Genomic DNA, 22074 nt, shown 5'->3' on the forward strand with positions numbered 1-22074 from the left:
CGGGCTGCCTGTTCTCCCCAACCGACTGGCCCGAGTCTTGCTCTCCCCTACCCGGCGTGTGGGCGACGCCCATGGGGGGCGTGCCGCGGCACGGGGAGACTACAAGCATGAAGAAGCTGTCGATGCTGGCGGGTGCCGCGACCGTGGCTGGCGCGATCGCCGCCTGGTCGTTCGGCGCGGTGGCGCAGCAACCGCCGATCAAGGTCGGCGTGCTGCACTCGCTGTCGGGAACCATGGCGATCTCGGAGACCACGCTGAAGGACACCGTCCTGATGATGGTCGACGACATCAACAAGAAGGGTGGCCTGCTCGGCCGCCGCGTCGAAGCGGTGGTCGTCGACCCGGCCTCGAACTGGCCGCTGTTCGCCGAGAAGGCCCGCGAGCTGATCCAGAAGGAGAAGGTCGACGTCGTGTTCGGCTGCTGGACCTCGGTGAGCCGCAAGTCGGTGCTGCCGGTGTTCGAGGAGCTCAACGGCCTGCTGTTCTACCCCGTGCAGTACGAGGGCGAGGAGAGCTCGCGCAACGTCTTCTACACCGGCGCCGCGCCCAACCAGCAGGCGATCCCGGCGGTCGAGTACCTGATGAGCAAGGAAGGCGGCGAGGTGAAGCGCTGGGTCCTGGCCGGCACCGACTACGTCTATCCGCGCACGACCAACAAGATCCTCGAGGCCTTCCTGAAAGCCAAGGGCGTGAAGCAGGAAGACATCATGATCAACTACACGCCGTTCGGTCACGCCGACTGGCAGACGATCGTGGCGGACATCAAGAAGTTCGCCTCGGCCGGCAAGAAGACCGCCGTGGTCTCGACCATCAACGGCGACGCCAACGTGCCGTTCTACAAGGAGCTGGCCAACGCCGGCATCAAGGCCAAGGACGTGCCCGTGGTGGCCTTCTCGGTCGGCGAGGAGGAGCTCGCCGGCATCGACACCCGCAACCTCGTCGGCCATCTGGCGGCGTGGAACTACTTCCAGTCGGTGAAGAGCCCGGTCAACGACGCCTTCATCAAGCAGTGGAAGGCCTTCATCAAGAACGACAAGCGCGTCACCAACGATCCGATGGAAGCCACCTATATCGGCTTCAAGATGTGGGTCCAGGCCGTCCAGCAGGCCGGCACGACCAACGTCGACGCGGTGCGCCAGGCGCTCTACGGCCAGAAGGTCATGGCGCCGGGCGGCTTCGAGTCGGTGATGAACACCAACCACCACCTGTCGAAGCCGGTGCTGATCGGCGAGATCCAGGCCAACGGCCAGTTCGAGATCGTCTGGCAGACCAAGGGCCCGGTGAAGGCCGACGCCTGGTCGAAGTACATCCCGGAGAGCGCCAAGCTCACCGCCGACTGGACCTATCCCTGGGTCTGCGGCAACTGCGAGAAGCCGAAGTACTAGTCCGCTAAGCGTTCAGTAGTCTGGGGTCGCTCCGAGTCCAACCGGCGCGACCCGCTTTTTCCGCGAGCCGCCGTCCCGCCTGGCGCGGGACGGCAGGCCAGCCAAGCAAACCAAGATCCCAAGGAATCGTGCGATGTCGTGGCTGATGGTGCGCCTGCGCGCCGTGGCTGTGGCGGTGGGGGTCGCGCTGGCAGCGACGGCGCTCGTGTCCCCGGCCTGCGCGCAGCAATTCGACGAGCTGATCAAAAGGCTCGCCTCCGACGATTTCGGCGAGAAGCTCGAGGCCGCCGAGAAGCTCGGCGCGCTGGGCGACGGCCGCGCGGTGCCGGCGCTGAAGGCGCTGAGCGACGGCAATCTCTATGTCCGCAAGGCCGACGGCGCCGCCCTGATCGCCGACGGCAGCCGCTATTTCGAGGCGGTCGGCGGCAAGGCGCTGGGCGAGCTGCCGGCCGACGACGTCGAGAAGGTGCGCGCCAACAACCGGCTGCGCGGCGTGATCTCGGCCTCGCTGTCCAAGCTCTCGCTGTTCAGCGACGATCGCGCCACCCGCCTGGCCGCCGCACGCGAGGCCTTCAAGAGCCCGACGCCGGAGACCGCCGAGGCGCTGGAGCGCGCGCTCAAGAGCGAGCGCGATCCCGAGGTGCTGGCGGCCATCCGCTTCAGCCTCAACGCCACCAAGGTCAGTGCCGGCCCGCCCGAGGAGCGCGTCAAGGCGATCGCCGCGCTGGCCGGCACCGCCGATCCGCAGGTCAAGAACCTGCTGTCCGGCGTCAGCAACGACAGGGACGCGCCGGAAGAGGTGCGCAAGGCGGCCGCCGAGGCGCTGGCCTCGATCGAGCGCACCCTGGCGGTCATCGGCGTCGCCGAGAACGTCTTCCAGGGCATCAGCCTGGGCTCGGTGCTGCTGCTCGCCGCCGTGGGCCTGGCCATCACCTTCGGCGTGATGGGCGTGATCAACATGGCGCATGGCGAGATGATCATGCTGGGCGCCTACACCGCCTTCACGGTGCAGATCGTCTGCCGCGCCCTGCTGCCGCGCGAGCTGGTCGGCTTCTACCTGGTGATCTCGGTGCCGATCGCCTTCGTCGTCGCCGGCGCCGTCGGCATCCTGATCGAGCGCACGGTGATCCGCTTCCTCTACGGCCGGCCGCTCGACACCATGCTGGCGACCTGGGGGCTCAGTCTCATCCTGCAGCAGGCGGTGCGTTCGATCTTCGACGCACAGAACAAGGAGGTCGCCAACCCGGCCTGGATGACCGGCGGCTTCGAGCTGATCCCCGGCTTCTTCATCGCCTGGAACCGGCTCTACATCATCGTCTTCTGCCTGATGGTGCTGCTGGCCATCGTCGCGCTGCTGCGCCGGACCAGCTTCGGGCTGCACATGCGCGCGGTGACGCAGAACCGCGACATGGCCGCGGCGATGGGCATTCCGACGGCGCGCATCGACGCGCTGACCTTCGGCCTGGGCTCGGGGCTGGCCGGCATCGCCGGCGTGGCGCTCAGCCAGGTCGGCAATGTCAGCCCCAACCTCGGCACGATCTACATCGTCGACTCCTTCCTCGTCGTGGTGTTCGGCGGCGTCGGCAACCTCTTGGGCACGCTGGTGGGCGCGCTGTCGCTGGGCATCATCAACAAGCTGCTCGAGCCGGTGGCCGGCGCGGTGCTCGGCAAGGTCGCCGTGCTGGTCTTCATCATCCTCTTCATCCAGCGGCGCCCGCGCGGTCTCTTCGCGCTCAAGGGCCGCGCGGCCGATTCGTGAGGAGGCGGCGATGACCGACACCACCGCCACCCTGGCAGGCGCGCCGCGCCGCTCGCTGCTCACGCCGCAAGGCTGGATCGTCTTCCTCGCCTTCGGCTTCGCGCTTGTCGTGCTGCTGCCGATCCTCAACCGCGTGGTCGCCACCGGCTCGTTCGCGCATGTGCCGGACTACCTGATCCCGCTGATCGGCAAGTACTGCACCTACGCCATGCTGGCGCTGGCGATGGACCTGATCTGGGGCTACGCCGGAATCCTCAGCCTCGGCCAGGGCGCCTTCTTCGCGCTCGGCGGCTACTGCATGGGCATGTACCTGATGCGCCAGATCGGCGATCGCGGCGTCTACAAGAACGCGGTGCTGCCGGACTTCATGGTGTTCCTGAACTGGAAGGAGCTGCCCTGGTACTGGCACGGCTTCGACATGTTCTGGTTCGCCGTCATCATGGTCGTGCTGGTGCCCGGCCTGCTGGCGCTGATCGTCGGCTGGCTCACCTTCCGCAGCCGCGTCACCGGCGTGTATCTGTCGATCATCACCCAGGCGATGACCTTCGCCCTGCTGCTGGCCTTCTTCCGCAACAACATGGGCTTCGGCGGCAACAACGGGCTGACCGACTTCAAGGACATCCTCGGCTTCCCGGTGCAGGCGCAGTCGACGCGCGTCGGCCTGCTGATCGCCTCGGCCGTCGGGCTGGGCGCCACCTTCCTGATCTGCCGCTGGATCGTGAACTCCAAGCTCGGCCGCGTGCTGCTGGCGGTGCGCGATGCCGAGAGCCGGGTGCGCTTCCTGGGATACTCGGTGACCGGCGCCAAGCTCTTCGTCTTCGTCGTCGCCGCCATGCTATCGGGCGTCGCCGGCGCGCTCTACGTGCCGCAGGTCGGCATCATCAATCCCGGCGAGTTCTCGCCCGCGGCGTCCATCGAGATCGCGCTGTGGGTCGCGGTCGGCGGCCGCGGCACCCTGGCCGGCGCGGTGATCGGCGCCTTCCTGGTCAATATCGCCAAGACCTGGCTGACCGGCGCGGCGCCCGAGGTCTGGCTGTTCTTCCTCGGCCTGCTGTTCATCGTCGTCACCCTGCTCTTCCCGCGCGGCGTGGTCGGCCTGGTCGCCGACCAGCGCGAGCGCTGGCGCGCGCGCGCGGCGGCACGACAGGCTCAGGCGGCGGAGGCCGCGACGTGAGCGCAGAACGCACCGCCACGCCGCGCCGCACCGAGACGCTGCTCTATCTCGACGGCGTGTCGGTGAGCTTCGACGGCTTCAGGGCGCTCAACGAGCTGTCGCTGGTGATCGACCGCGGCGAGCTGCGCACCGTGATCGGCCCCAACGGCGCCGGCAAGACGACCATGATGGACGTCATCACCGGCAAGACGCGGCCCGACGAGGGCACGGTGATCTACGGCGTCGACACCGACCTCACCAAGCTCGACGAGGCGGCGATCGCCAATCTCGGCATCGGGCGCAAGTTCCAGAAGCCCACGGTGTTCGAGAACCTCACCGTGTTCGAGAACCTCGAGCTCGCCGCGCGCGACAGCCGCGGCATCTTCCGGACCCTGCTGGCCAAGCTGAGCGGCGCCGACCTCGCGCGCATCGACGAGACGCTGGTGACGACCGGGCTGACCGAGCATCGCCATCGCCGCGCCGGCGCGCTGAGCCACGGACAGAAGCAGTGGCTGGAGATCGGCATGCTGCTGATCCACGATCCGCAGATCCTGCTGCTCGACGAGCCGGTGGCCGGCATGACCGACCACGAGACCGAGCAGACGGCGCAGCTGATCCGCCGCCTGGTCGGCAAGCACACGCTGGTGGTGGTCGAGCACGACATGCAGTTCGTGCGCGATCTCGGCGCGCGCGTCACCGTGCTGCACGAGGGCTCGGTGCTGGCCGAGGGCTCGATCGACCACGTGCAGGCCCATCCCCGCGTGATCGAAGTGTACCTGGGACGCTGACGCCATGCTCAACGTCGAAGCCATCGACCTGTTCTACGGCGCCAGCCACGCGCTGCGCCGCGTCAGCATCGCCGCCGAAATCGGCAAGGTGACCTGCGTGCTGGGCCGCAACGGCGTGGGCAAGACCTCGCTGCTGCGCGCCATCTTCGGCCTGCAGTCGATCCGCTCAGGCAAGATCCTGTGGGAAGGCGAGGACATCGCCGGCCTGAAGCCGCACGAGCGCGCGCGCAAGGGCCTGGCGATCGTGCCGCAGGGCCGCGATATCTTCCCGCGGCTGACCGTCTACGAGAACCTGCTGACCGGCTTCGCGCCGCTGGCCAAGCCGCTGCGCACCATTCCGGAGGAGATCTTCCAGCTCTTCCCGGTGCTCAAGAGCATGCTGGGCCGCAGGGGCGGCGACCTGTCGGGCGGCCAGCAGCAGCAGCTCGCCATCGCCCGCGCGCTGATCACCCGGCCGCGCCTGCTGATCCTCGACGAGCCGACCGAAGGCATCCAGCCCTCGATCATCAAGGACATCGAGCGCGTCATCAAGCTGCTGGCGTCGCGCGGCGACATGGCGATCCTGCTGGTCGAGCAGTATCTCGATTTCGCCCAGGAGCTCGCCGACACCATCGTCGTGATGGAGCGCGGCGAGGTGGTGATGAACGGCCCCAAGGCCGCGCTCGACGCCGAGCAGATGCGGCGCTACCTCACCGTCTGATCCGCCGCCGGTCGCTGGCTGGGCGGCGCGATGTCGTCGGCCCGCCGCAGCACGACGAGCCGGTCGGTGGGCTCGATGCGATGGGCGCGCGCGTCCCACGGCCATATGGTTTCGCCGCCGCGGCGCAGGGCGAGCACGACGCAGGTCGGCAGCGAGCGGGGATCGCGGCCGATCTCCTCGGGCAGCGGCGCGCGGTCGCTCACCGCCGCGTCGCCCCGCGCGCTCAGCATGTCGAGCAGCACGCCGGTGGCGTCGGGCGACACCAGGGCGTCGGCCAGGACGACGCCGCCGATGCGGCTGGGCGACAGCACCACGTCGGCTCCGGCCTGGCGGACCAGCGGCGCCAGCCGCGACTCGGTCAGCGCCGCGACGATGCGCATCTTCGGCGCCGCCAGCCGCACGGCCAGGCAGATCTGCATCGCCGTGTCGTCGCGATCGACGCACACCATGACGCCGCGCGCCCGCTTCACCGCGGCGTCGGCGAGGACCTCGGGGTTGGACGCCTCGCCGCGGATCGCGTGGTAGCCCTGGTGGGCCGCCTCGTCGAGCGCGCGATCGGACGGATCGATCGCGACGATACGGTCCGCCGGCACGCCCTGGCCGACCAGCTCGCCGGCGACGCTGTGGCCGGTGATGCCGAAGCCGCACACCAGGATGTGGTCCTTGATCGCCGCCGCCAGCCTGTCCATGCGCCATTCCTCCCACATCCTCTGGACCAGCATCTGATAGGCGGTGCCGGCAAAGATCAGCAGCACCGCGAGCCGGATGGGCGTCACCACGATGGCGTCGATCAGGCGCGCCGACTGGGTGACCGGCACGATGTCGCCGTAGCCCACCGTGGTGATCGTGACCATGGTGAAGTAGACGACATCGGTGAAGCTGACGTGGTCGTCGCGCGTGTCGACCAGCTCGTCGCGCTTGAACCAGAACATGGCGACGGTGATCGCCAGCAAGCCCAGGACGATGGCCAGACGCACCGACAGGACGCGGACGGGCGACAGGTCGTGGCGCGTCACGAGGCGCGGACGGAACGTCGCGCCCGGCCTTCGGCGACGGCGCGGCGCCGCCAGCTCCCTCAGCTCCATTCCGACCCCGCTCCCTGCGCGGCAACCGACCGTCGCCATGGTAATGCCCCGAATGGCGCGGGCAACCGCCTCGCGCACATCACGTTTTCACGGGGCGAGTTTCACGAGGAGCGGATCATGGCGATCGACCCGCAGCAGATCGGCATCGGCCGGCGCTACCGGACGCCCCAGGCGGAGATGCGCCGCGTCACCACCATCGAGGACGGCGAGGTCGTCTACACCTCGGTCACGCCGCGCGCACGCGAGAAGGTCGCGCACTTCACGCACAAGCGTGTGCCGCTGATCCTGTTCGCCATGGACGTCGAGCGCGAGGTGTTCTCCTGAGACGCGTCCTGAAGACCGAACGCCCGCCACCCCTCGCAGGGTGGCGGGCGTCTGGTGCGCGTCCTCAGGACGTCAATGCAGGCGCTGCTCCCAGGACCTGACCTGGCGATCCGCCTCGTCCCTCGCGCAGCCATAGCGTTCCTGGATCTTGCCGACGAGCTGGTCGCGCTGACCGTTGATCATGGCGATGTCGTCGTCGGTGAGCTTGCCCCAGCCCTCCTTGATCTGACCCTTGAACTGCTTCCAGTTGCCTTCGATACGATCCCAATTCATGCGGCCCTCCATGGGTACGGGATTCTGCAACGCACCCAAAAAGGCGGAGGTTCCGCCCCTGAAAAGTCACGTCTGCCGAAACGCCGGCATGACCTCCTCACCGAACCTGCGCATCGAGGCGATGTTGCGGGCGTGGTCCATGGCGCCGAAGCCGGTCTGGCACAGCAGGTGGCGCACGCCGACGTCGCGCAGCTCGGCGACCTGCTCGCGCACGCGGCCGGGCGTGCCGTAGAGCGAGCCGGTCGACAGCGCGAAGGGCACGCCGACCGAGTCGGGCACGGCGGGGTCGGTCCACGGATTGAGCGCCGCCGGCTCGACGACGAAGTCGGGCGGATTGAAGGCCTCGCGCACATGCATCATGTGGTGGCGCGTCTCGGTCAGGAGCTCGCTGAGCTCGTCCTCGGCCTGGGCGTCGGAATCGGCGATGTAGACGTTGCGCCACAGCGCGCTCTGCTCGAGCAGGCGCTGGCGCGTCGCCGCGTCATGGCCGCCTTCGTCGAGGCCCTTCTCGTAGAGCGCCCAGCGCTCCCGGATGCGCGGCACCGGCAGGCGCGCGGTGAGGATCGGCACGCCCAGCCTGCCGCACTCCGTGAACGAGCCCGGCGAGATCACGCTGCGCCACAGCGGCGGGCCCGGTTGCTGCACCGGCCTGGGCCGCAGCTCGGGCATGTGGATGTCGAAGTACCGGCCCTTGTAGCTGAGCGGCGCCTCGCGCCAGGCGCGTTCGAGGATCTCGACCGCCTCGGCCATGCGCTCGCGGCTGTCGTGGCTGCGCAGCCCGTGGCCGACGAACTCGTACTCGTTGTAGACCGTGCCCTTGCCGACGCCGACATCGATGCGGCCCTTGCTGAGATTGTCGAGCAGCGCCAGCTGCACGGCGAGCCGCACCGGGTGATGGAACGGCGTCTGCACGACGGCGAAGCCGATGCGGATGCGCGACGTGCGCATGGCCAGCGCCGTGGCGAACATCAGCGCGTCGCTGTAGACGCTCTCGCCGGTGAAGTAGTGCTCGGTCAGCCAGACATCGGCGAAGCCCAACGTCTCGGCGAAGACCGCCTGCTCGAGGATGTTGTCGATGCGCGCGCCATCCTCCGCCGGCGAGGGCGAGAGCTGCAGGGTCAGCCAGCCGAAACGCATGGAACAATCCTCGTCATGCTCTCTCTCCCCGCGGGCGGGGAGAGGGAGGAAGAAGAAGACTACGTCAGATTGAGACCGCCATCGACGATGACGACTTCGCCGGTCACGTAGCGATTGGCGATCAGCGCAGCCACCATGTCGGCGATGTCGGCCGGTTGCGCCGGGCGGCGCATCGGCGACTTCGTGTTCCACAGCTCGTAGGCGGCTTCCCAGCCGGTCGACATCGCGGTGTCGACCAGTCCCGGCGCCACGACGTTGACGCGAATCGCCGGCCCCAGGGTCAGCGCCAGCAGCCTGCTCATGTGATGCAGCGCCGCCTTGGCCGCGGCGTAGGGGATCGACGAGCCTTTGGGCCGCACGGCCGCGTGCGTGCCGATGTTGATCACGCAGGCCGGAAGCCCGGGCGTCGACGCGGCGCGCAGCGCCTCTTCCGCCTCGGCGATCAAGGTCCACGGCGCCACGACGTTGACGTCCATCATGCGGCGCCAGACCTCAGGCGTCGCGGCCTTGAGGTCGGCGTGCGCGAAACGCGCCACCTCGCCGGCGTTGTTGACCAGCACGTCGAGGCGGCCGTGCTTGCGCACGACCTCGGCGACCAGATTGCGCGTCTGCGCATCGTCCGACAGATCGGCGCGGGTGTAGCTGGCGCCCGGCAGCTCGGCCGCCAGGCGCTCGCCGGCCTCGACCGACGAACGCGAGTGCAGCGCCACGGCGAAGCCGTCGGCCGCCAGCCGGCGCGCGACCGCTTCGCCGATGCCCTGGGTCGAGCCGGTGACGAGGGCTACGCGCGTCGTCATTTGGGGATCGGCGTCAGCATCGCCGTCGAGCTGGCGGTGGCGATCAGGCGCTGGTGCTCGTCGCGCAGGCGCGATTCGAGGAAGACGATGCTGCGGCCCCAGCGGATGATCTCGGCATCGGCGTAGTAGACGCGGTTGGGGTGCGCCGGCGCGAGGTAGCTGACCTTCAGCTCCAGGGTCGGCATGCGCATGGTGAAGTTGGAACGCGCGGCGCAGGCATGCGCCATGGCCGTGTCGAGCCAGCCGGCGACGAAGCCGCCCTGCACGATGCCGCCCTCGGGAATGTTGGTGGTGTGGCACATCGCGACGGTCGGCTTGAACCGGAAGGTCAGCCGCCCGGTCTCGGGCTCGACGGCGATCACCTCGCCGCCCAGGGTCTCGATGGCGGGCTGCTTCATGCCGTTGAAGCGCTCGATGATCTCCGCCGCCGTCAGCCTGCGTTCGCCGTCCATGCACCCGTACTCCGCGCCGTTCCCCCCGGAAGAGGGGCGCGGATACTTGCCGCAAACCAGCGCCCGCGACAACCGCTCAGCGCGCGCCCTCGCGCAGGCGGTCGAGCAGGCGCAGCAGCTGGGCGGTCTCGCGCGGCGTGAGCCCGCGCTGGATGCGCCGTTCGTGCCTGCGCACCGCGGCGACATAGCCGGCCATCAGCCGGCTGCCGCGCCGCCCCAGCGCCAGGGCGTGGCGGCGGCGGTCGCGCGGCGCCGCCCTGCGCGCCACCAGCCCGTGCTGCTCCAGCCGGTCGAGGATCGGCACCAGGGTCGAGCGGTCGACGCCGATGGCGCGCGCCAGCGCCGTCTGGCTGAGCGCGGGATTGCGCTCGATCAGCACCAGGATGCCGAACTCGCCGGGCGACAGCGGCACCGGCAGGCTGGCCATGGCGCGGGCGAAATCGCGGAACACCGCGAACTGCGCACGACGCAGCGCGTAGCCGACCAGCCCGCTGAGCAGGCCGCGATCGATCGGTGGATGGCCGGCGGACGAATGGCGCGCCATGCCACCAGTCGTACCACTGATTGTTGGGCAGACCAACAATCGCATGCGTCGGTTGCGTCCAGCGCAGAGCGGCCATGAGCCCGGCACGACATTGCAGCCTGGTGACGAGGACCGGCGTACTGTTCCCTTCTCCCCGCGAAGGCGGGGAGAAGGTGCCCGAAGGGCGGATGAGGGGCTTCGCGGTGCCGCGACAACGACAGTCGATGTTGTTGCGCGAGAAGCCCCTCATCCGCCTCGCTGACGCTCGGCACCTTCTCCCCGCCTTCGCGGGGAGAAGGAAGCTCTGACGCCCGCTCCGGGAGATCGACCATGACCGCCGCCGTGCCGCGCATCGCCCTGCTGGGCTTCGCCATCGAGTGCAACCGTTTCGCTCCGGTCGCGACGCGCGAGGATTTCGCCAGCGACGTCGACCTCTCGGGCGACGCCATCATCAAGGATGCCCGCCTGGCGGCCTAGATGATGCTGCCCGACCTGCCGGGCTTCGTCGCCGAGATGGACCGCACCGGCGCCTGGATGCCGATCCCGCTGCGCGTGGCGCAGGCGCAGCCCGGCGGGCCGGTCGATGCCGCCTATTTCGCCGAGCTGATGGCCGATTTCGAGGCCGGGCTGAGGCGCAACCTGCCGCTCGACGCGGTCTACGTCTCCTCGCATGGCGCCGCGCTGGCGGTGGGCAGCGACGACCCCGACGGCGAGATCTACGCCATGATCCGCAGGGTCGTCGGCCCCGACGTGCCGGTGATCGGCGTCTTCGACCTGCACGCCAATGTCTCGCAGCGTCTGGTCGATGCCATCAGCGTCTATGTCGGCTATCGCGAGAACCCGCACACCGACATCCGCGAGCGCGGCATCGAGGCCGCCCGTCACATGCGCGAGGCGCTGGGCGGCACGCGCACACGCTGCACCATGGTGAAGACGCCGATCGTCTCGCCGCCGATCTCGCTGCTGACCGCCACCGGCCCGAACCAGGGGCCCTACGCCGACCTGATCCAGCACGGCCAGACGCGCGTGGGCGGACCGGTCATGAACGTCTCGGTGATGGCCGGCTTCGCCTTCGCCGACTCGCCGCTCAACGGGCTGTGCACCATCGTCACCGTGCGCGGCGACGACGTGAGCCCCGGCCGCGCCGTGGCTCTGGAGATCGGCACGCGGGCGTGGAGCATGCGCGCGCGCTTCAAGCGCACCATGACCTCGCTCGACGCCGCGGTGCGCCGCGCCGTCGAGACCGGGCTGGATCCGTCGAAGCCGAAGCTGATCCTCGCCGACTGCGCCGACAATCCCGGCGGCGGCGGGCGCGGCAACACCATGTACCTGCTCAAGGCGCTGAAGGCCGCGGGTGCGCAGCACGTGCTGTTCGGCCTGATCAACGATCCGGCGCTGGCCGCCGAGGCGCATCGCCTGGGCGAAGGCGCCAGCTTCCGCGCCCGCTTCAACAGCGGCGAGACCCAGTCCTTCTCCCAGCCCTGGGAGGCCGACGCGTCCGTGGTGAAGCTGCACGACGGGCCCTTCGTCGGCCGCCGCGGCCTGATCCGCGGCGTGGCGTCCGATCTCGGCCCGGCCGCCCTGCTCGACCTCGGCGGCATCCGCGTCGCCGTCATCACCCTGCGCCAGCAATGCCTCGACCCGATGCAGCTCGAGGTCTTCGATCCCGACATCCTGGCCGGGGCGCGCACGCTGTGCGTGAAGAGCCGCGGCCATTTCCGCGCCGGCTTCGATCAGTTCACCACGCCGCAGAACATCATCGAGGTCGACAATCCCGGCCTGACCTCGCCCAACCTCGGGAACTTCGAGTGGACCAAGCTGCCGCGTCCGGTCTATCCGCTCGACGAGGACGCGACCTGGACGGTGCCCAACGCCTGACGAAGCCGGCGCTGCCTCTATCATCCTGACAAGGCAAGGGTTTCTTATCCCCAAGCACTGTGCCCACACCGTCACAGTGTGGCAATTTTGTCACGATTTTGGCTGGACAGGCTATACTTGCCGTGGTCCAAAAGGGCCGAGTTTTGGACAGGGCCGGCCGATCCACGCGCCGTCGCGGATCGACCCACCCCGTCCCGACAACAAGACAGACAGAAAGAAAGAGTGGCGTAGCGTCCCTGTACGGGAAAAGCGGGAAGGGGTTTCATGCCAGAGACGATCGCGCGCCGTTGGCGCTCACTCGCCGTGGTGACCGTTGTCGCCGTGTCCGCATCCAGCCTTCTCGTCGCGCAGCACAGCGCCGCCCAGCAGGCCAAGGCCAAGGCCAAGCCGACGCAGCTGCAGGTGCGCCCGCCGCAGGCAGCCACCTCCGCCAAGAAGCCCACCGTATATCGCGGCGTGCCGACCAATCGTGGGGCCTCCGCCGCGGTGCGACGTCCACCGACGCCGCCGGCCAATATCCGTATGGGCGCCGTGCCCGGTGGCGAGGCTTCCGCCTTTTCCGTCGATCCGCAGAAGGGCTGGGCCGACCACCTGACGGCGCTGGGCGTCGCCAGGACCGATGCCGATACCGCCGCCCGGGCGATCGAGACCGAGCTGGCCGCGCGGCCGATGGCGGTGACCTCGGGCCGCGCCATGATCGGCGCGACCATCCCCGGCGCCGGCGGCCGCCAGCTGGAGAATGTGCGCCTGTTCAACAGCAGCGGCGGCTCGATCGAGCTGCAGCGCGGCGACGCGGGACAGTTCGCCCTTTCCGGCGGCGCGCCGGCTGCGCCCGCGGCGAGCGCTGCACAGGTCGCCGCCGCCGCGCCGACGCCACAGGCGTCGGCCGACAGCGCACAGAACGAGGACGACCCGCGCAGCTGGCGCGCGCCCGGCGACAGCCCGGTCGCGCCGCGCCTGTCCACCGTGCCGCGCAGTGCGCCCGTGGCCGCCGGCCCCGGCGTCTATCGCGTGCGGGCCAACGGCAACGCCGTGGCCGCCCTCTCGGGCGCCGGCCTCGACACCGGCTCGGCCCAGGCCGCCGCCGCCGCACTGACGTCCGTCGCCCCCATCGGTCTCAACGTGGCCGCCGCCAATGTCGAGATCGTGCGCCGGCAGGGCGCCGACGGGCATGTCACCATGGTCGCCGCGTCGATCTACGACGACAGCCGGCGGGCCCGGATCTGGTGGTTCGCGCCCAAGGGCCAGCCCGAAGGTTTCTTCGACGACAACGGTGGTCGCGTCGGCGGCGCGGCGCTGAGGATGCCGATCGACACCCGCATCTCCTCGCCCTTCGGCTATCGCCGGCTGTGGCGTCGCGGCGGCTATGCCTTCCACAACGGCATCGACATCGAAGGCAGGAGCGGCACGCCGATCATGGCCGCCGCCGACGGTGTCGTCGACTACTCCGGCTGGTATTACAACTACGGCCGCACCGTGCGCGTCGTGCACAATGACCAGCTGGCCACCACCTACAGCCACATGTCGACCTTCTCGCCGCTCGCCAAGCCCGGCACAAGGGTGCGTCGCGGCGACGTGATCGGCTATGTCGGCAGCACCGGCCGCTCGACCGGCCCGCATCTGCATTTCTGCGTGCTGATCGACGGCAAGTTCGTCGATCCGGCGCCCTATGTTCAGGCCGGCAGCGGCAACCTCGCCGGCCAGGACCTGGTCGCCTTCCGCGAGTGGCAGCGGCAGGGCACCGAGCTCAGCCGCGGCGCGCAGCGCAGCCAACAGCCGGTCGGCCGCAGCGACCGGCTCTGAGCCGTTCCTCTGATGGCGACCGGCGCCTCGGGCTCGCCGGATATCGTGCGGGCAACCTGCCTGCGCGGTGCATCTGCATGCACGAAGCGATTGCGCCGGAGCGATGCTCGTGCAAGCATTCTGCCCAATTAAGAAGCGGGAGGGCACAACCGGGAGGTCATGGGACCAACTGGCGACGGACCATCGATCGCAGGGGCGTCGCCATCGAACACTGGGACAGGCACACTTCGTGCTTCCATCTCGACGATCGGTCACTTGGGCGGCGAAAGCCGGATCTGGAATCACAGGGAGAGACATGATGCGGACGATTACATCGCTTGCGGGCGCAGCCGCGCTGGCCGTCACTATCGGCGCCGCCGGTGCGGCCCATGCCGGCAAGGATCTCGATGCCGTCAAGGCCCGCGGACAATTGATCTGCGGCGTCGGCACCGGCACGGCTGGCTTCGCGCTGGCCGACAGCAAGGGCGTGTGGACGGGCATGGACGTCGACGTCTGCCGCGCCGTGGCCGCGGCGGTCTTCGGCGACGCCACCAAGGTGAAGTATGTGCCGACCACGGCGCAGCAGCGCTTCACCGCGCTGCAGTCGGGCGAGGTCGACATCCTGTCGCGCACGACGACGTGGACCCTGACCCGCGACACCGCGCTGGGCTTCGACTTCACCGGCGTCACCTACTATGACGGCCAGGGCTTCATGGTGAACAAGAAGCTCGGCGTGAAGAGCGCCAAGGAGCTCAACGGCGCCACGGTCTGCGTCAGCCCGGGCACGACCACCGAGCTGAACCTGGCCGACTATTTCCGCGCCAACAAGATGCAGTTCAAGCCGGTGGTCATCGAGAAGGCCGACGAGATCCGCGCCGCCTTCTTCTCCGGCCGCTGCGACGTCTACACGACGGACGCCTCGAGCCTCTACTCTGTGCGCGCCGCCAACGTGCCGGCGCCGCTGACCGCCGCCGATTTCGTCATCCTGCCCGAAATCATCTCCAAGGAACCGCTCGGCCCGGTCGTGCGTCACGGCGACAACCAGTTCGGCGACATCGTGCGCTGGTCGCTGTTCGCCATGGTCGAGGCCGAGGAGTACGGCATCACCTCGAAGAACGTCGACGAGATGCTCAAGAGCGAGGATCCGACGATCAAGCGCATCCTCGGCGTCACGCCCGGCATGGGCAAGGCGCTGGGCGTCGACGAGAAGTGGGTCGTCAACATCATCAAGCAGGTCGGCAACTACGGCGAAGCGTTCGACCGCAACCTCGGCATGGGCTCGCCGCTGAAGATCGAGCGCGGCCTGAACCAGCTGTGGACCAAGGGCGGCCTGCAGTACGCCCCGCCGATCCGCTGATAGCCTCTCCGGGACCGTCGCCCCGCGCGGGTGGCGGTCCCGGCCCGGATCGCAGCACAAGCCGAACGCGGACATAACCGCGACGCACAGGGGGCGCAGAGCATGGCGGTCGACACCATAGGCTCGCTGCCGCAAACAAAGGTGGCGCCTTGGAACAACCCGGTCATTCGGGGCTGGGTCTTTCAGATTGTCGTCGTCGGCCTGGTGGGCGGGCTCGCCTGGTACCTCGTCAACAACACGATGGTGAACCTGGAGCGGCAGAAGATCGCCAGCGGGTTCGATTATCTCGGTCGCGAAGCCGGCTTCGAGATCGGCGACACCATGATCGAGTACTCGCCGGCCAGCACCTACGGCCGCGCCATCTGGGTCGGCATCCTCAATACGCTGCGCGTGGCGGTGCTCGGCATCTTCCTCACGACCATTCTCGGGACGCTCATCGGCATCGGCCGGCTCTCGCCGAACTGGCTGCTGGCCAAGATCTGCGAGTGGTACGTCGAGATCTTCCGCAACGTGCCGCTGCTGCTGTGGCTGTTCCTGTTCTACAAGCTGATCAGCGAGGCCTTCCCCGGTCCGCGCCAGGCGATCAGGATGCTGGGCGACTCGGTGTTCCTCAGCAATCGCGGCCTGTACTTCCCGGTCCCGGTGGCCGATCCGGTCCACCAATGGATCGGCGTCGGGCTGCTGGCCGGCATCGCCGCGGCCTGGGCGGTGCACCGCTGGGCCAGGGCGCGGCAGGCGGCGACGGGCCAGCAGTTCCCCTCCATCCTCGTCGGTTTCGGCCTCGTCTTCGCAGTGCCCTTCCTGGTCTGGCTGATGGGCGGCGCGCCCTCGACGATGAGCTGGCCCGAGCTGAAGGGCTTCAACTTCCAGGGCGGCATCGTCATCCAGCCGGAATTCACCGCCCTGCTCGTCGGCCTGACGCTTTATACCGCCGCCTTCGTCGCCGAAATCGTGCGCTCGGGTATCCTCGCTCTGCACAAGGGCCAGAGCGAGGCGGCCGCCGCGATCGGCCTGTCACGCGGGCAGTCGATGCGGCTGGTGCTGCTGCCGCAGGCGTTGCGCGTCATCGTGCCGCCGATGACCAGCGTGTTCCTCAACATCACCAAGAACAGCTCGCTGGCGATCGCCATCGGCTATCCCGACCTCGTGTCCTCGATCAACGTCACGATCAATCAGACCGGCCAGGCGATCGAGAACGTGCTGATCATCATGGCGGCCTACCTCACGGTCAGCCTGTCGATCTCGCTGTTCATGAACTGGTACAACAGACAGATCGCCCTGAAGGAGCGCTGAGCCATGGCCGACATCGCCGAGCGCGAACAGGCCGGCAGGACCCGGGCCCCGCCAACCGTCGAGGGCGGCGCGCTGGGCTGGCTGCGGCGCAACCTGTTCTCGAGCTGGGGCAACGCGCTGACCACGGTGGTGCTGCTGGGCTTCGTCGTCTGGATCGGCGCCTGGTTCATCGAATGGGCGCTGCTGCAGGCCACCTTCGAGGCCAAGAGCGGACCGGAATGCGGCAAGAGCCAGGGCGCCTGCTGGGCGCTGATCGGCGAGAAGTACCGCTATATCTTCTTCGGTTCGTTCCCCTACGAGCAGCACTGGCGGCCGCTCTTCGCCTGCCTCGCCATGCTGGCCATGCTGGTCCTGAGCTGCGACCGGCGGATGTGGAACTGGCGCCTGCTGGTGATCTGGGGCACCGGCTCCTTCGTCGCCTTCCTGCTGATGTTCGGCGAGCTGCGTTTCCCGCTCACGCTCTTCTTCTTCGCCGGACTCCTTGCCGGCGGGATCGGCTGGGGCATGCGCGCCGGGATCGCCGGCGCGGGCGAGATGATGGTCCACCGCGTGCTGACGATCGTCGGCGGCGCCGGGCTGCTGCTGCGCATCCTCGGGGTCATCCCGTCCTGGGGACTGGAGATCAAGGCCTTCAGCTACGTCGAGACCGGCCTGTGGGGCGGCCTGCCGGTGACCATCATCCTGGCGACCTACGGCCTGGTGTTCGCCTTTCCCTACGGCATCCTGCTGGCGCTGGGCCGGCGATCGAAGCTGCCGCTGGTCAGGGGGCTGTGCGTCGGCTTCATCGAGCTGATCCGTGGCGTGCCGCTGATCTCGCTGCTGATCATGGCCTCGGTCATGCTGCCGCTGTTCCTGCCCCAGGGCACGAACATCGACAAGTTCCTGCGCACGCTGGTCGCGGTGATCCTGTTCGCCGGCGCCTACATCGCCGAGATCGTCCGTGGCGGCCTGCAGTCGCTGCCGCGCGGCCAGTTCGAGGCGGCCGACGCGATGGGCCTGAACTACGTGCAGCGGACCTCGCTGATCATCCTGCCGCAGGCGCTGCGCGTGGTGATCCCGCCGCTGATCAACACCTTCATCGGCTTCTTCAAGGACACGTCGCTGGTGCTGATCATCGGCATCTTCGACTTCCTCAACACCGCCAACCAGGCGCTGGTCGATCCCAACTGGGCAGGCTTCCCCGGTGAGGTCTACATCTTCGCCGCGGCCATCTACTTCGTCTTCTGCTACTCGATGTCGCGCTACAGCAAGTACCTCGAGGTCGAGCTCAACAAGGGAACGCGGCGCTGAGCGCCGCCCAGGGAGCACCACGCATGGCCCGTCAGCGACGCGATCTCTCGGGAGCGCCGACCGTCATCGAGCTGCGCAGCGTCAACAAGTGGTTCGGCCAGTTCCACGTGCTGACCGACATCAACCTGACGGTGCGCCAGAGCGAGAAGATCGTCGTGTGCGGCCCGTCGGGGTCGGGCAAGTCGACGCTGATCCGCTGCATCAACCGGCTCGAGGAGCACCAGGAAGGCGACCTGGTGGTCGACGGCATCACGCTGACCAACGACGTCAAGAACATCGAGGCCATCCGCCGCGAGGTCGGCATGGTGTTCCAGTCGTTCAACCTGTTCCCGCACCTCACCGTGATGGAGAACCTCACCCTGGCGCCGATCTGGGTGAAGAAGATGCCCAAGAAGGACGCCGAGGAGATCGCCATGAGCCTGCTTGAGCGGGTGCGCATCCCCGAGCAGGCGCTGAAATATCCCGGCCAGCTGTCGGGCGGGCAGCAGCAGCGCGTCGCCATCGCCCGCGCGCTGTGCATGCGACCCAAGATCATGCTGTTCGACGAGCCGACCTCGGCGCTCGACCCCGAGATGGTCAAGGAGGTGCTCGACGTCATGACCGAGCTGGCCGGCGAAGGCATGACCATGCTGGTCGTCACGCACGAGATGGGCTTCGCCCGCGCCGTCGCCGACCGCGTGATCTTCATGGACCGCGGCGAGATCGTCGAGCAGAACGAGCCCGAGACCTTCTTCAGCAACCCGCAGAACGAGCGGACCAAGACGTTCCTTGGCCAGATCCTGCATCACCATTGAGCGCCGCTGTCATCCCGAGCGCAGCGAGGGATCAAGGATGCATAGATCCCTCGCTGCGCTCGGGATGACAGTCGTGAAATGAAAGCGCGCCCCGCGGGGCGCGCTTGGCGTTTCAGGAGCGCGGCAGCTACTTGCCGGCCTTGATCGGGTTGCGCAGCACGCCGATCTTCTCGATCTCGACCTCGCAGACGTCGCCCGGCTTCATCCACACCGGCGGGGTGCGGCCGGCGCCGACGCCCGAGGGCGTGCCGGTGATGATGATGTCGCCCGGCTCCAGGGTCATGACCTTGGACAGCTCCGAGACCAGCGTCACGGTGTCGAAGATCATGTCCTCGGTGTTGCTGTCCTGCATGGTCTCGCCATTGAGCCGGCACATGATGCGCAAGGGCGCGCCGCCCTTGGGCAGCTCGTCCGAAGTGACGATGTCGGGCCCGAAGCCGCCCGAGCCGTCGAAGTTCTTTCCCAGCGTGAACTGGCCGCCCGACTTGCGCTGCCAGTCACGCACCGAGCCGTCGTTGAACACGCCGTAGCCGGCGACCGCCGACAGCGCCCGCTCCTTGGGGATGTTGCGCGTGCGCTTGCCGATCACCACCGCGAGCTCCGCCTCCCAGTCGTACTGGTCGGAATGCGAGGTCGAGAGCATCGGCGTGTTGTGCGCCGCCAGCGTGTTGTTGAAGCGGCAGAAGACGATCGGGTATGCCGGGATCGGGTTGTTGGTCTCCTCGGCGTGCTTGCGGTAGTTCAGGCCGATGCACAGGATCTTGCCGGGGTTGGGGATCGGCGGCAGGTACTTGGCCTGCTTCTCCTTCACCAGCGCGCCGGCCTTGGGCTTGGCGCAGGCCTTCTTGACCGCGTCCTGCACGGCCTTGCCGCCGGCCAGGATCTCGACGACGGTCTTGGGCCCCCTGGGCATCTGCTTGCTGAGATCGATGATTCCCGCGTCGGTCTTGACGCCCACGACGGCCTTGCCGTCGCGCTGGATGGTGCACAGGCGCATCAGAAAATCTCCCCGTATGGCGAACTTGTCGGCCGGCCGTACAGTCGGACAGCCGGCGCGCAGGGTCAAGCTAGCGACGCGCCTCGAGCAGCGCGCTGGCCATCTCGGCGAAGCCGGCGCCGGAACGCGCGCTGGTGATCCAGCGCGGCAGATGCGCCATGCGGTCGGCGAAGTCGGCCACGTTGGCCACGCCCACGGCGTTGGGGAAGAAGCCGAACATCGGCGCGTCGTTGGGCGAATCGCCGCTGAACACCCACTCGCCCGCGGTCTTGTCCAGGTCGACGCCGTGGAGCTCGGCCATCATCAGCCGCGTCGTCGTCAGCTTGTCGTAGTCGCCGAACCAGCCATTGACGTGGATCGAGCTGATCTTGGCGTGCGCGCCATGGCGCTCGAAGATCGCCACGATGCGGTCGACCTCGCGGCGCGGCAGGGCCGGCACGTCCTCGCAGAAATCGATGGCGAGGTCGGCCGCGCGATACGGCTGGTCCGAGGCGACGCCCGAGCCGGGCACCTCGCTGAGCACCTCGGCCTTCACCGCCTCCAGCCGGCGCCGCCCCGCCGTCCGCATCGACTCGTCCTGGACATAGCGGGTGCGCAGCCTTCCGGCCGAGCGGTCGAGCCACATCCAGAAGGCGCCGTTCTCGCCGACCACGGCGTCGACCGGCCAGAACCGCGCGATCAGATCGCACCAGCCCGCCGGCCGGCCGGTCACCGGGATCACCATCAGCCCCGCGGCCTTCAGCCGCTCCAGCGCCGCGTAGGCCTCGGCAGTGAGCCGGCCCTCGCTCGAGACCGTCTCGTCGATGTCGGTGAAGACGCCGCGGATGGCGCGGCGGTCGGCAGCAGGAAACTCGGCGATCGGCCGCAGGCGTCGGTCGTCCACAGGGCACGGTCCAGTCAACCGGGGGAGGATGACTTCTCCCATGGATCGGGTAAAAGACCTCGAAAAAAATCCGAGGCCTCGATGATCCCCCGGTATTCCCGCCCCGAGATGGCCGCCATCTGGGAGCCGCAGAACCGCTTCCGTATCTGGTTCGAGGTCGAAGCGCATGCCTGCGATGCCATGGGCGAGCTGGGCATCATCCCCCGGGAAGCGGCCAGGGCGATCCGGGACGGCGGCCGGAAGGCCGTGGCGGCGATGGCCGCCGACCCGGCCGGGGAGATCGAGAAGATCGACGCCATCGAGCGCGTCACCAGGCACGACATCACTGCCTTCACCACCTGGTTGAGCGCATATGTCGGCCCCGAGTCGCGCTTCGTGCACCAGGGCCTGACCTCATCCGACGTGCTCGACACGACCTTCGCAGTCCAGCTCACCCAGGCCGCCGACATCCTGCTGGCCGACCTCGACCGCGTGCTGGCGGCGCTGAAGAAGCGCGCGCTCGAGCACAGGATGACGCCGACCATCGGCCGCAGCCACGGCATCCATGCCGAGCCGACGACCTTCGGCGTCAAGCTGGCCGGGCACTACGCCGCCTTCAGCCGCTGCAAGGTACGCCTGGTGGCGGCGCGCGCCGACGTCGCGACCTGCGCGATCTCCGGTGCCGTCGGCACCTTCGCCAACATCGATCCGCGCGTCGAGGCGCATGTCGCCAAGGCGCTGGGTCTCGGCATCGAGCCGGTCTCGACGCAGATCATCCCGCGCGACCGCCACGCGATGTTCTTCGCCACGCTGGGCGTGATCGCCGGCTGCATGGAGAACCTCGCCACCGAGATCCGCCATCTGCAGCGCACCGAGGTGCGCGAGGCCGAGGAATTCTTCTCGCCCGGCCAGAAGGGCAGCTCGGCGATGCCGCACAAGCGTAACCCGGTGCTGACCGAGAATCTCACCGGGCTCTCGCGCATGGTGCGCGCCTTCGTGACGCCGGCGCTGGAGAACATCACGCTGTGGCACGAGCGCGACATCTCGCACTCCTCGGCCGAGCGCATGATCGGCCCCGACGCCACGGTGACGCTCGACTTCGCGCTCAACCGGCTGGCCGGCGTGGTCGAGAACCTGCTGGTCTACCCCGAGCGCATGCAGGGCAATCTCGATTCGCTGGGCGGGCTGGTGTTCTCGCAGCGCGTGCTGCTGGCGCTGACGCAGAAGGGCATGAGCCGCGAGGATGCCTACGCCGCCGTGCAGCGCAACGCCATGGAAGGCTGGAAGGGCAACGCCGCCTTCATGCAGCTCTGCCGCGCCGACCTGCAGATCCGCCAGTTGCTCTCGGACGACGAGATCGTGGCGATCTTCGACATGGGCCATCACACCAGGCAGGTCGACACGATCTTCAGGCGGGTGTTCGGGTGACCTGTCATCCCGAGCGC

The 22074-nt window shown here is 68.6% G+C and carries 20 protein-coding genes and 1 pseudogene; 13 read left to right on the forward strand and 8 right to left on the reverse strand.

All coding sequences use genetic code 11. The annotated features are described in order from the left end of the window. The first annotated feature begins 107 nt into the window (after nt 1–107). The 5 genes from urtA to urtE all read left to right on the forward strand — a co-directional run bounded on the left by urtA (nt 108) and on the right by urtE (nt 5785). Nucleotides 108–1385 (forward strand): urea ABC transporter substrate-binding protein, encoded by a 1278-nt coding sequence (urtA, locus tag KF889_24195; protein ID MBX3502559.1) that lies wholly within the window; start codon nt 108–110, stop codon nt 1383–1385. Nucleotides 1386–1518: 133 nt separating this feature from the next. Continuing rightward, nucleotides 1519–3144 (forward strand): urea ABC transporter permease subunit UrtB, encoded by a 1626-nt coding sequence (urtB, locus tag KF889_24200; GenBank protein MBX3502560.1) that lies wholly within the window; start codon nt 1519–1521, stop codon nt 3142–3144. 10 nt (nt 3145–3154) lie between these two features. After that, complete coding sequence (gene urtC / locus KF889_24205) at nt 3155–4318, forward strand: urea ABC transporter permease subunit UrtC (GenBank protein MBX3502561.1); 1164 nt, start codon at nt 3155–3157, stop codon at nt 4316–4318. Then, a complete protein-coding gene (gene urtD / locus KF889_24210; protein MBX3502562.1) occupies nt 4264–5085 on the forward strand; it encodes an urea ABC transporter ATP-binding protein UrtD in 822 nt (273 codons plus the stop codon). The genes urtC and urtD overlap by 55 nt, the downstream gene beginning before the upstream one ends. A 4-nt stretch (nt 5086–5089) precedes the next feature. Further along, nucleotides 5090–5785: an urea ABC transporter ATP-binding subunit UrtE gene (gene urtE, locus KF889_24215; GenBank protein ID MBX3502563.1), complete on the forward strand. Its 696-nt coding sequence runs from the start codon at nt 5090–5092 to the stop codon at nt 5783–5785. Here the strand turns inward: urtE and KF889_24220 are convergent. After that, on the reverse strand, nt 5770–6870 hold the full coding sequence (locus KF889_24220) for an NAD-binding protein (protein ID MBX3502564.1): 1101 nt from the start codon (nt 6868–6870) through the stop codon (nt 5770–5772). The genes urtE and KF889_24220 overlap by 16 nt on opposite strands. Nucleotides 6871–6987: 117 nt before the next feature. Between KF889_24220 and KF889_24225 the strand changes: the two genes are divergently transcribed. After that, nucleotides 6988–7194 carry a hypothetical protein gene (locus KF889_24225; GenBank protein MBX3502565.1) on the forward strand — a complete coding sequence of 69 codons (207 nt, stop codon included), beginning with the start codon at nt 6988–6990 and terminating at the stop codon, nt 7192–7194. A 72-nt stretch (nt 7195–7266) separates the two neighbouring features. On the opposite strand, the gene KF889_24230 is transcribed toward KF889_24225, so the two are convergent. From KF889_24230 to KF889_24250, 5 genes are all read right to left on the reverse strand, one after another. Next, the gene (locus tag KF889_24230) at nt 7267–7467 is read right to left on the reverse strand and encodes a CsbD family protein (GenBank protein MBX3502566.1); all 201 of its coding nucleotides are present in this window, start codon (nt 7465–7467) and stop codon (nt 7267–7269) included. A 66-nt stretch (nt 7468–7533) separates the two neighbouring features. Further along, nucleotides 7534–8604 carry an LLM class flavin-dependent oxidoreductase gene (locus tag KF889_24235; protein MBX3502567.1) on the reverse strand — a complete coding sequence of 357 codons (1071 nt, stop codon included), beginning with the start codon at nt 8602–8604 and terminating at the stop codon, nt 7534–7536. A 59-nt stretch (nt 8605–8663) separates the two neighbouring features. Beyond that, nucleotides 8664–9401 carry an SDR family oxidoreductase gene (locus tag KF889_24240; protein ID MBX3502568.1) on the reverse strand — a complete coding sequence of 246 codons (738 nt, stop codon included), beginning with the start codon at nt 9399–9401 and terminating at the stop codon, nt 8664–8666. After that, on the reverse strand, nt 9398–9853 hold the full coding sequence (locus tag KF889_24245; protein MBX3502569.1) for a PaaI family thioesterase: 456 nt from the start codon (nt 9851–9853) through the stop codon (nt 9398–9400). The genes KF889_24240 and KF889_24245 overlap by 4 nt, the downstream gene beginning before the upstream one ends. A gap of 76 nt (nt 9854–9929) precedes the next feature. After that, a complete protein-coding gene (locus KF889_24250; GenBank protein MBX3502570.1) occupies nt 9930–10397 on the reverse strand; it encodes a MarR family transcriptional regulator in 468 nt (155 codons plus the stop codon). Between the two features lie 309 nt (nt 10398–10706). Here KF889_24250 and KF889_24255 point away from each other — a divergent pair. The 6 genes and pseudogenes from KF889_24255 to KF889_24280 all read left to right on the forward strand — a co-directional run bounded on the left by KF889_24255 (nt 10707) and on the right by KF889_24280 (nt 18770). Continuing rightward, nucleotides 10707–12254, forward strand: a pseudogene (locus KF889_24255) (M81 family metallopeptidase). A gap of 522 nt (nt 12255–12776) precedes the next feature. Next, the gene (locus tag KF889_24260; GenBank protein MBX3502571.1) at nt 12777–14057 is read left to right on the forward strand and encodes a M23 family metallopeptidase; all 1281 of its coding nucleotides are present in this window, start codon (nt 12777–12779) and stop codon (nt 14055–14057) included. Nucleotides 14058–14355: 298 nt separating this feature from the next. Beyond that, on the forward strand, nt 14356–15393 hold the full coding sequence (locus KF889_24265; protein MBX3502572.1) for an amino acid ABC transporter substrate-binding protein: 1038 nt from the start codon (nt 14356–14358) through the stop codon (nt 15391–15393). A gap of 102 nt (nt 15394–15495) precedes the next feature. Next, complete coding sequence (locus KF889_24270; GenBank protein MBX3502573.1) at nt 15496–16686, forward strand: amino acid ABC transporter permease; 1191 nt, start codon at nt 15496–15498, stop codon at nt 16684–16686. A 333-nt stretch (nt 16687–17019) separates the two neighbouring features. Further along, nucleotides 17020–17976, forward strand: a complete 957-nt coding sequence (locus KF889_24275; GenBank protein ID MBX3502574.1) for an amino acid ABC transporter permease — start codon at nt 17020–17022, stop codon at nt 17974–17976. A 23-nt stretch (nt 17977–17999) separates the two neighbouring features. After that, entirely contained in the window at nt 18000–18770 is a 771-nt protein-coding gene (locus KF889_24280; protein ID MBX3502575.1) for an amino acid ABC transporter ATP-binding protein, read from the forward strand. 127 nt (nt 18771–18897) lie between these two features. On the opposite strand, the gene KF889_24285 is transcribed toward KF889_24280, so the two are convergent. Beyond that, nucleotides 18898–19767 (reverse strand): fumarylacetoacetate hydrolase family protein, encoded by an 870-nt coding sequence (locus KF889_24285; protein ID MBX3502576.1) that lies wholly within the window; start codon nt 19765–19767, stop codon nt 18898–18900. A 70-nt stretch (nt 19768–19837) separates the two neighbouring features. After that, complete coding sequence (locus tag KF889_24290; GenBank protein MBX3502577.1) at nt 19838–20692, reverse strand: HAD-IIB family hydrolase; 855 nt, start codon at nt 20690–20692, stop codon at nt 19838–19840. Nucleotides 20693–20731: 39 nt separating this feature from the next. On the opposite strand from KF889_24290, the gene KF889_24295 reads away from it, so the two are divergent. Continuing rightward, nucleotides 20732–22057 carry an adenylosuccinate lyase gene (locus KF889_24295; protein MBX3502578.1) on the forward strand — a complete coding sequence of 442 codons (1326 nt, stop codon included), beginning with the start codon at nt 20732–20734 and terminating at the stop codon, nt 22055–22057. The last annotated feature ends 17 nt before the right edge of the window (nt 22058–22074 follow it).

The sequence above is a fragment of the Alphaproteobacteria bacterium genome (assembly GCA_019635875.1).
GTDB lineage: Bacteria > Pseudomonadota > Alphaproteobacteria > Reyranellales > Reyranellaceae > JAFAZJ01.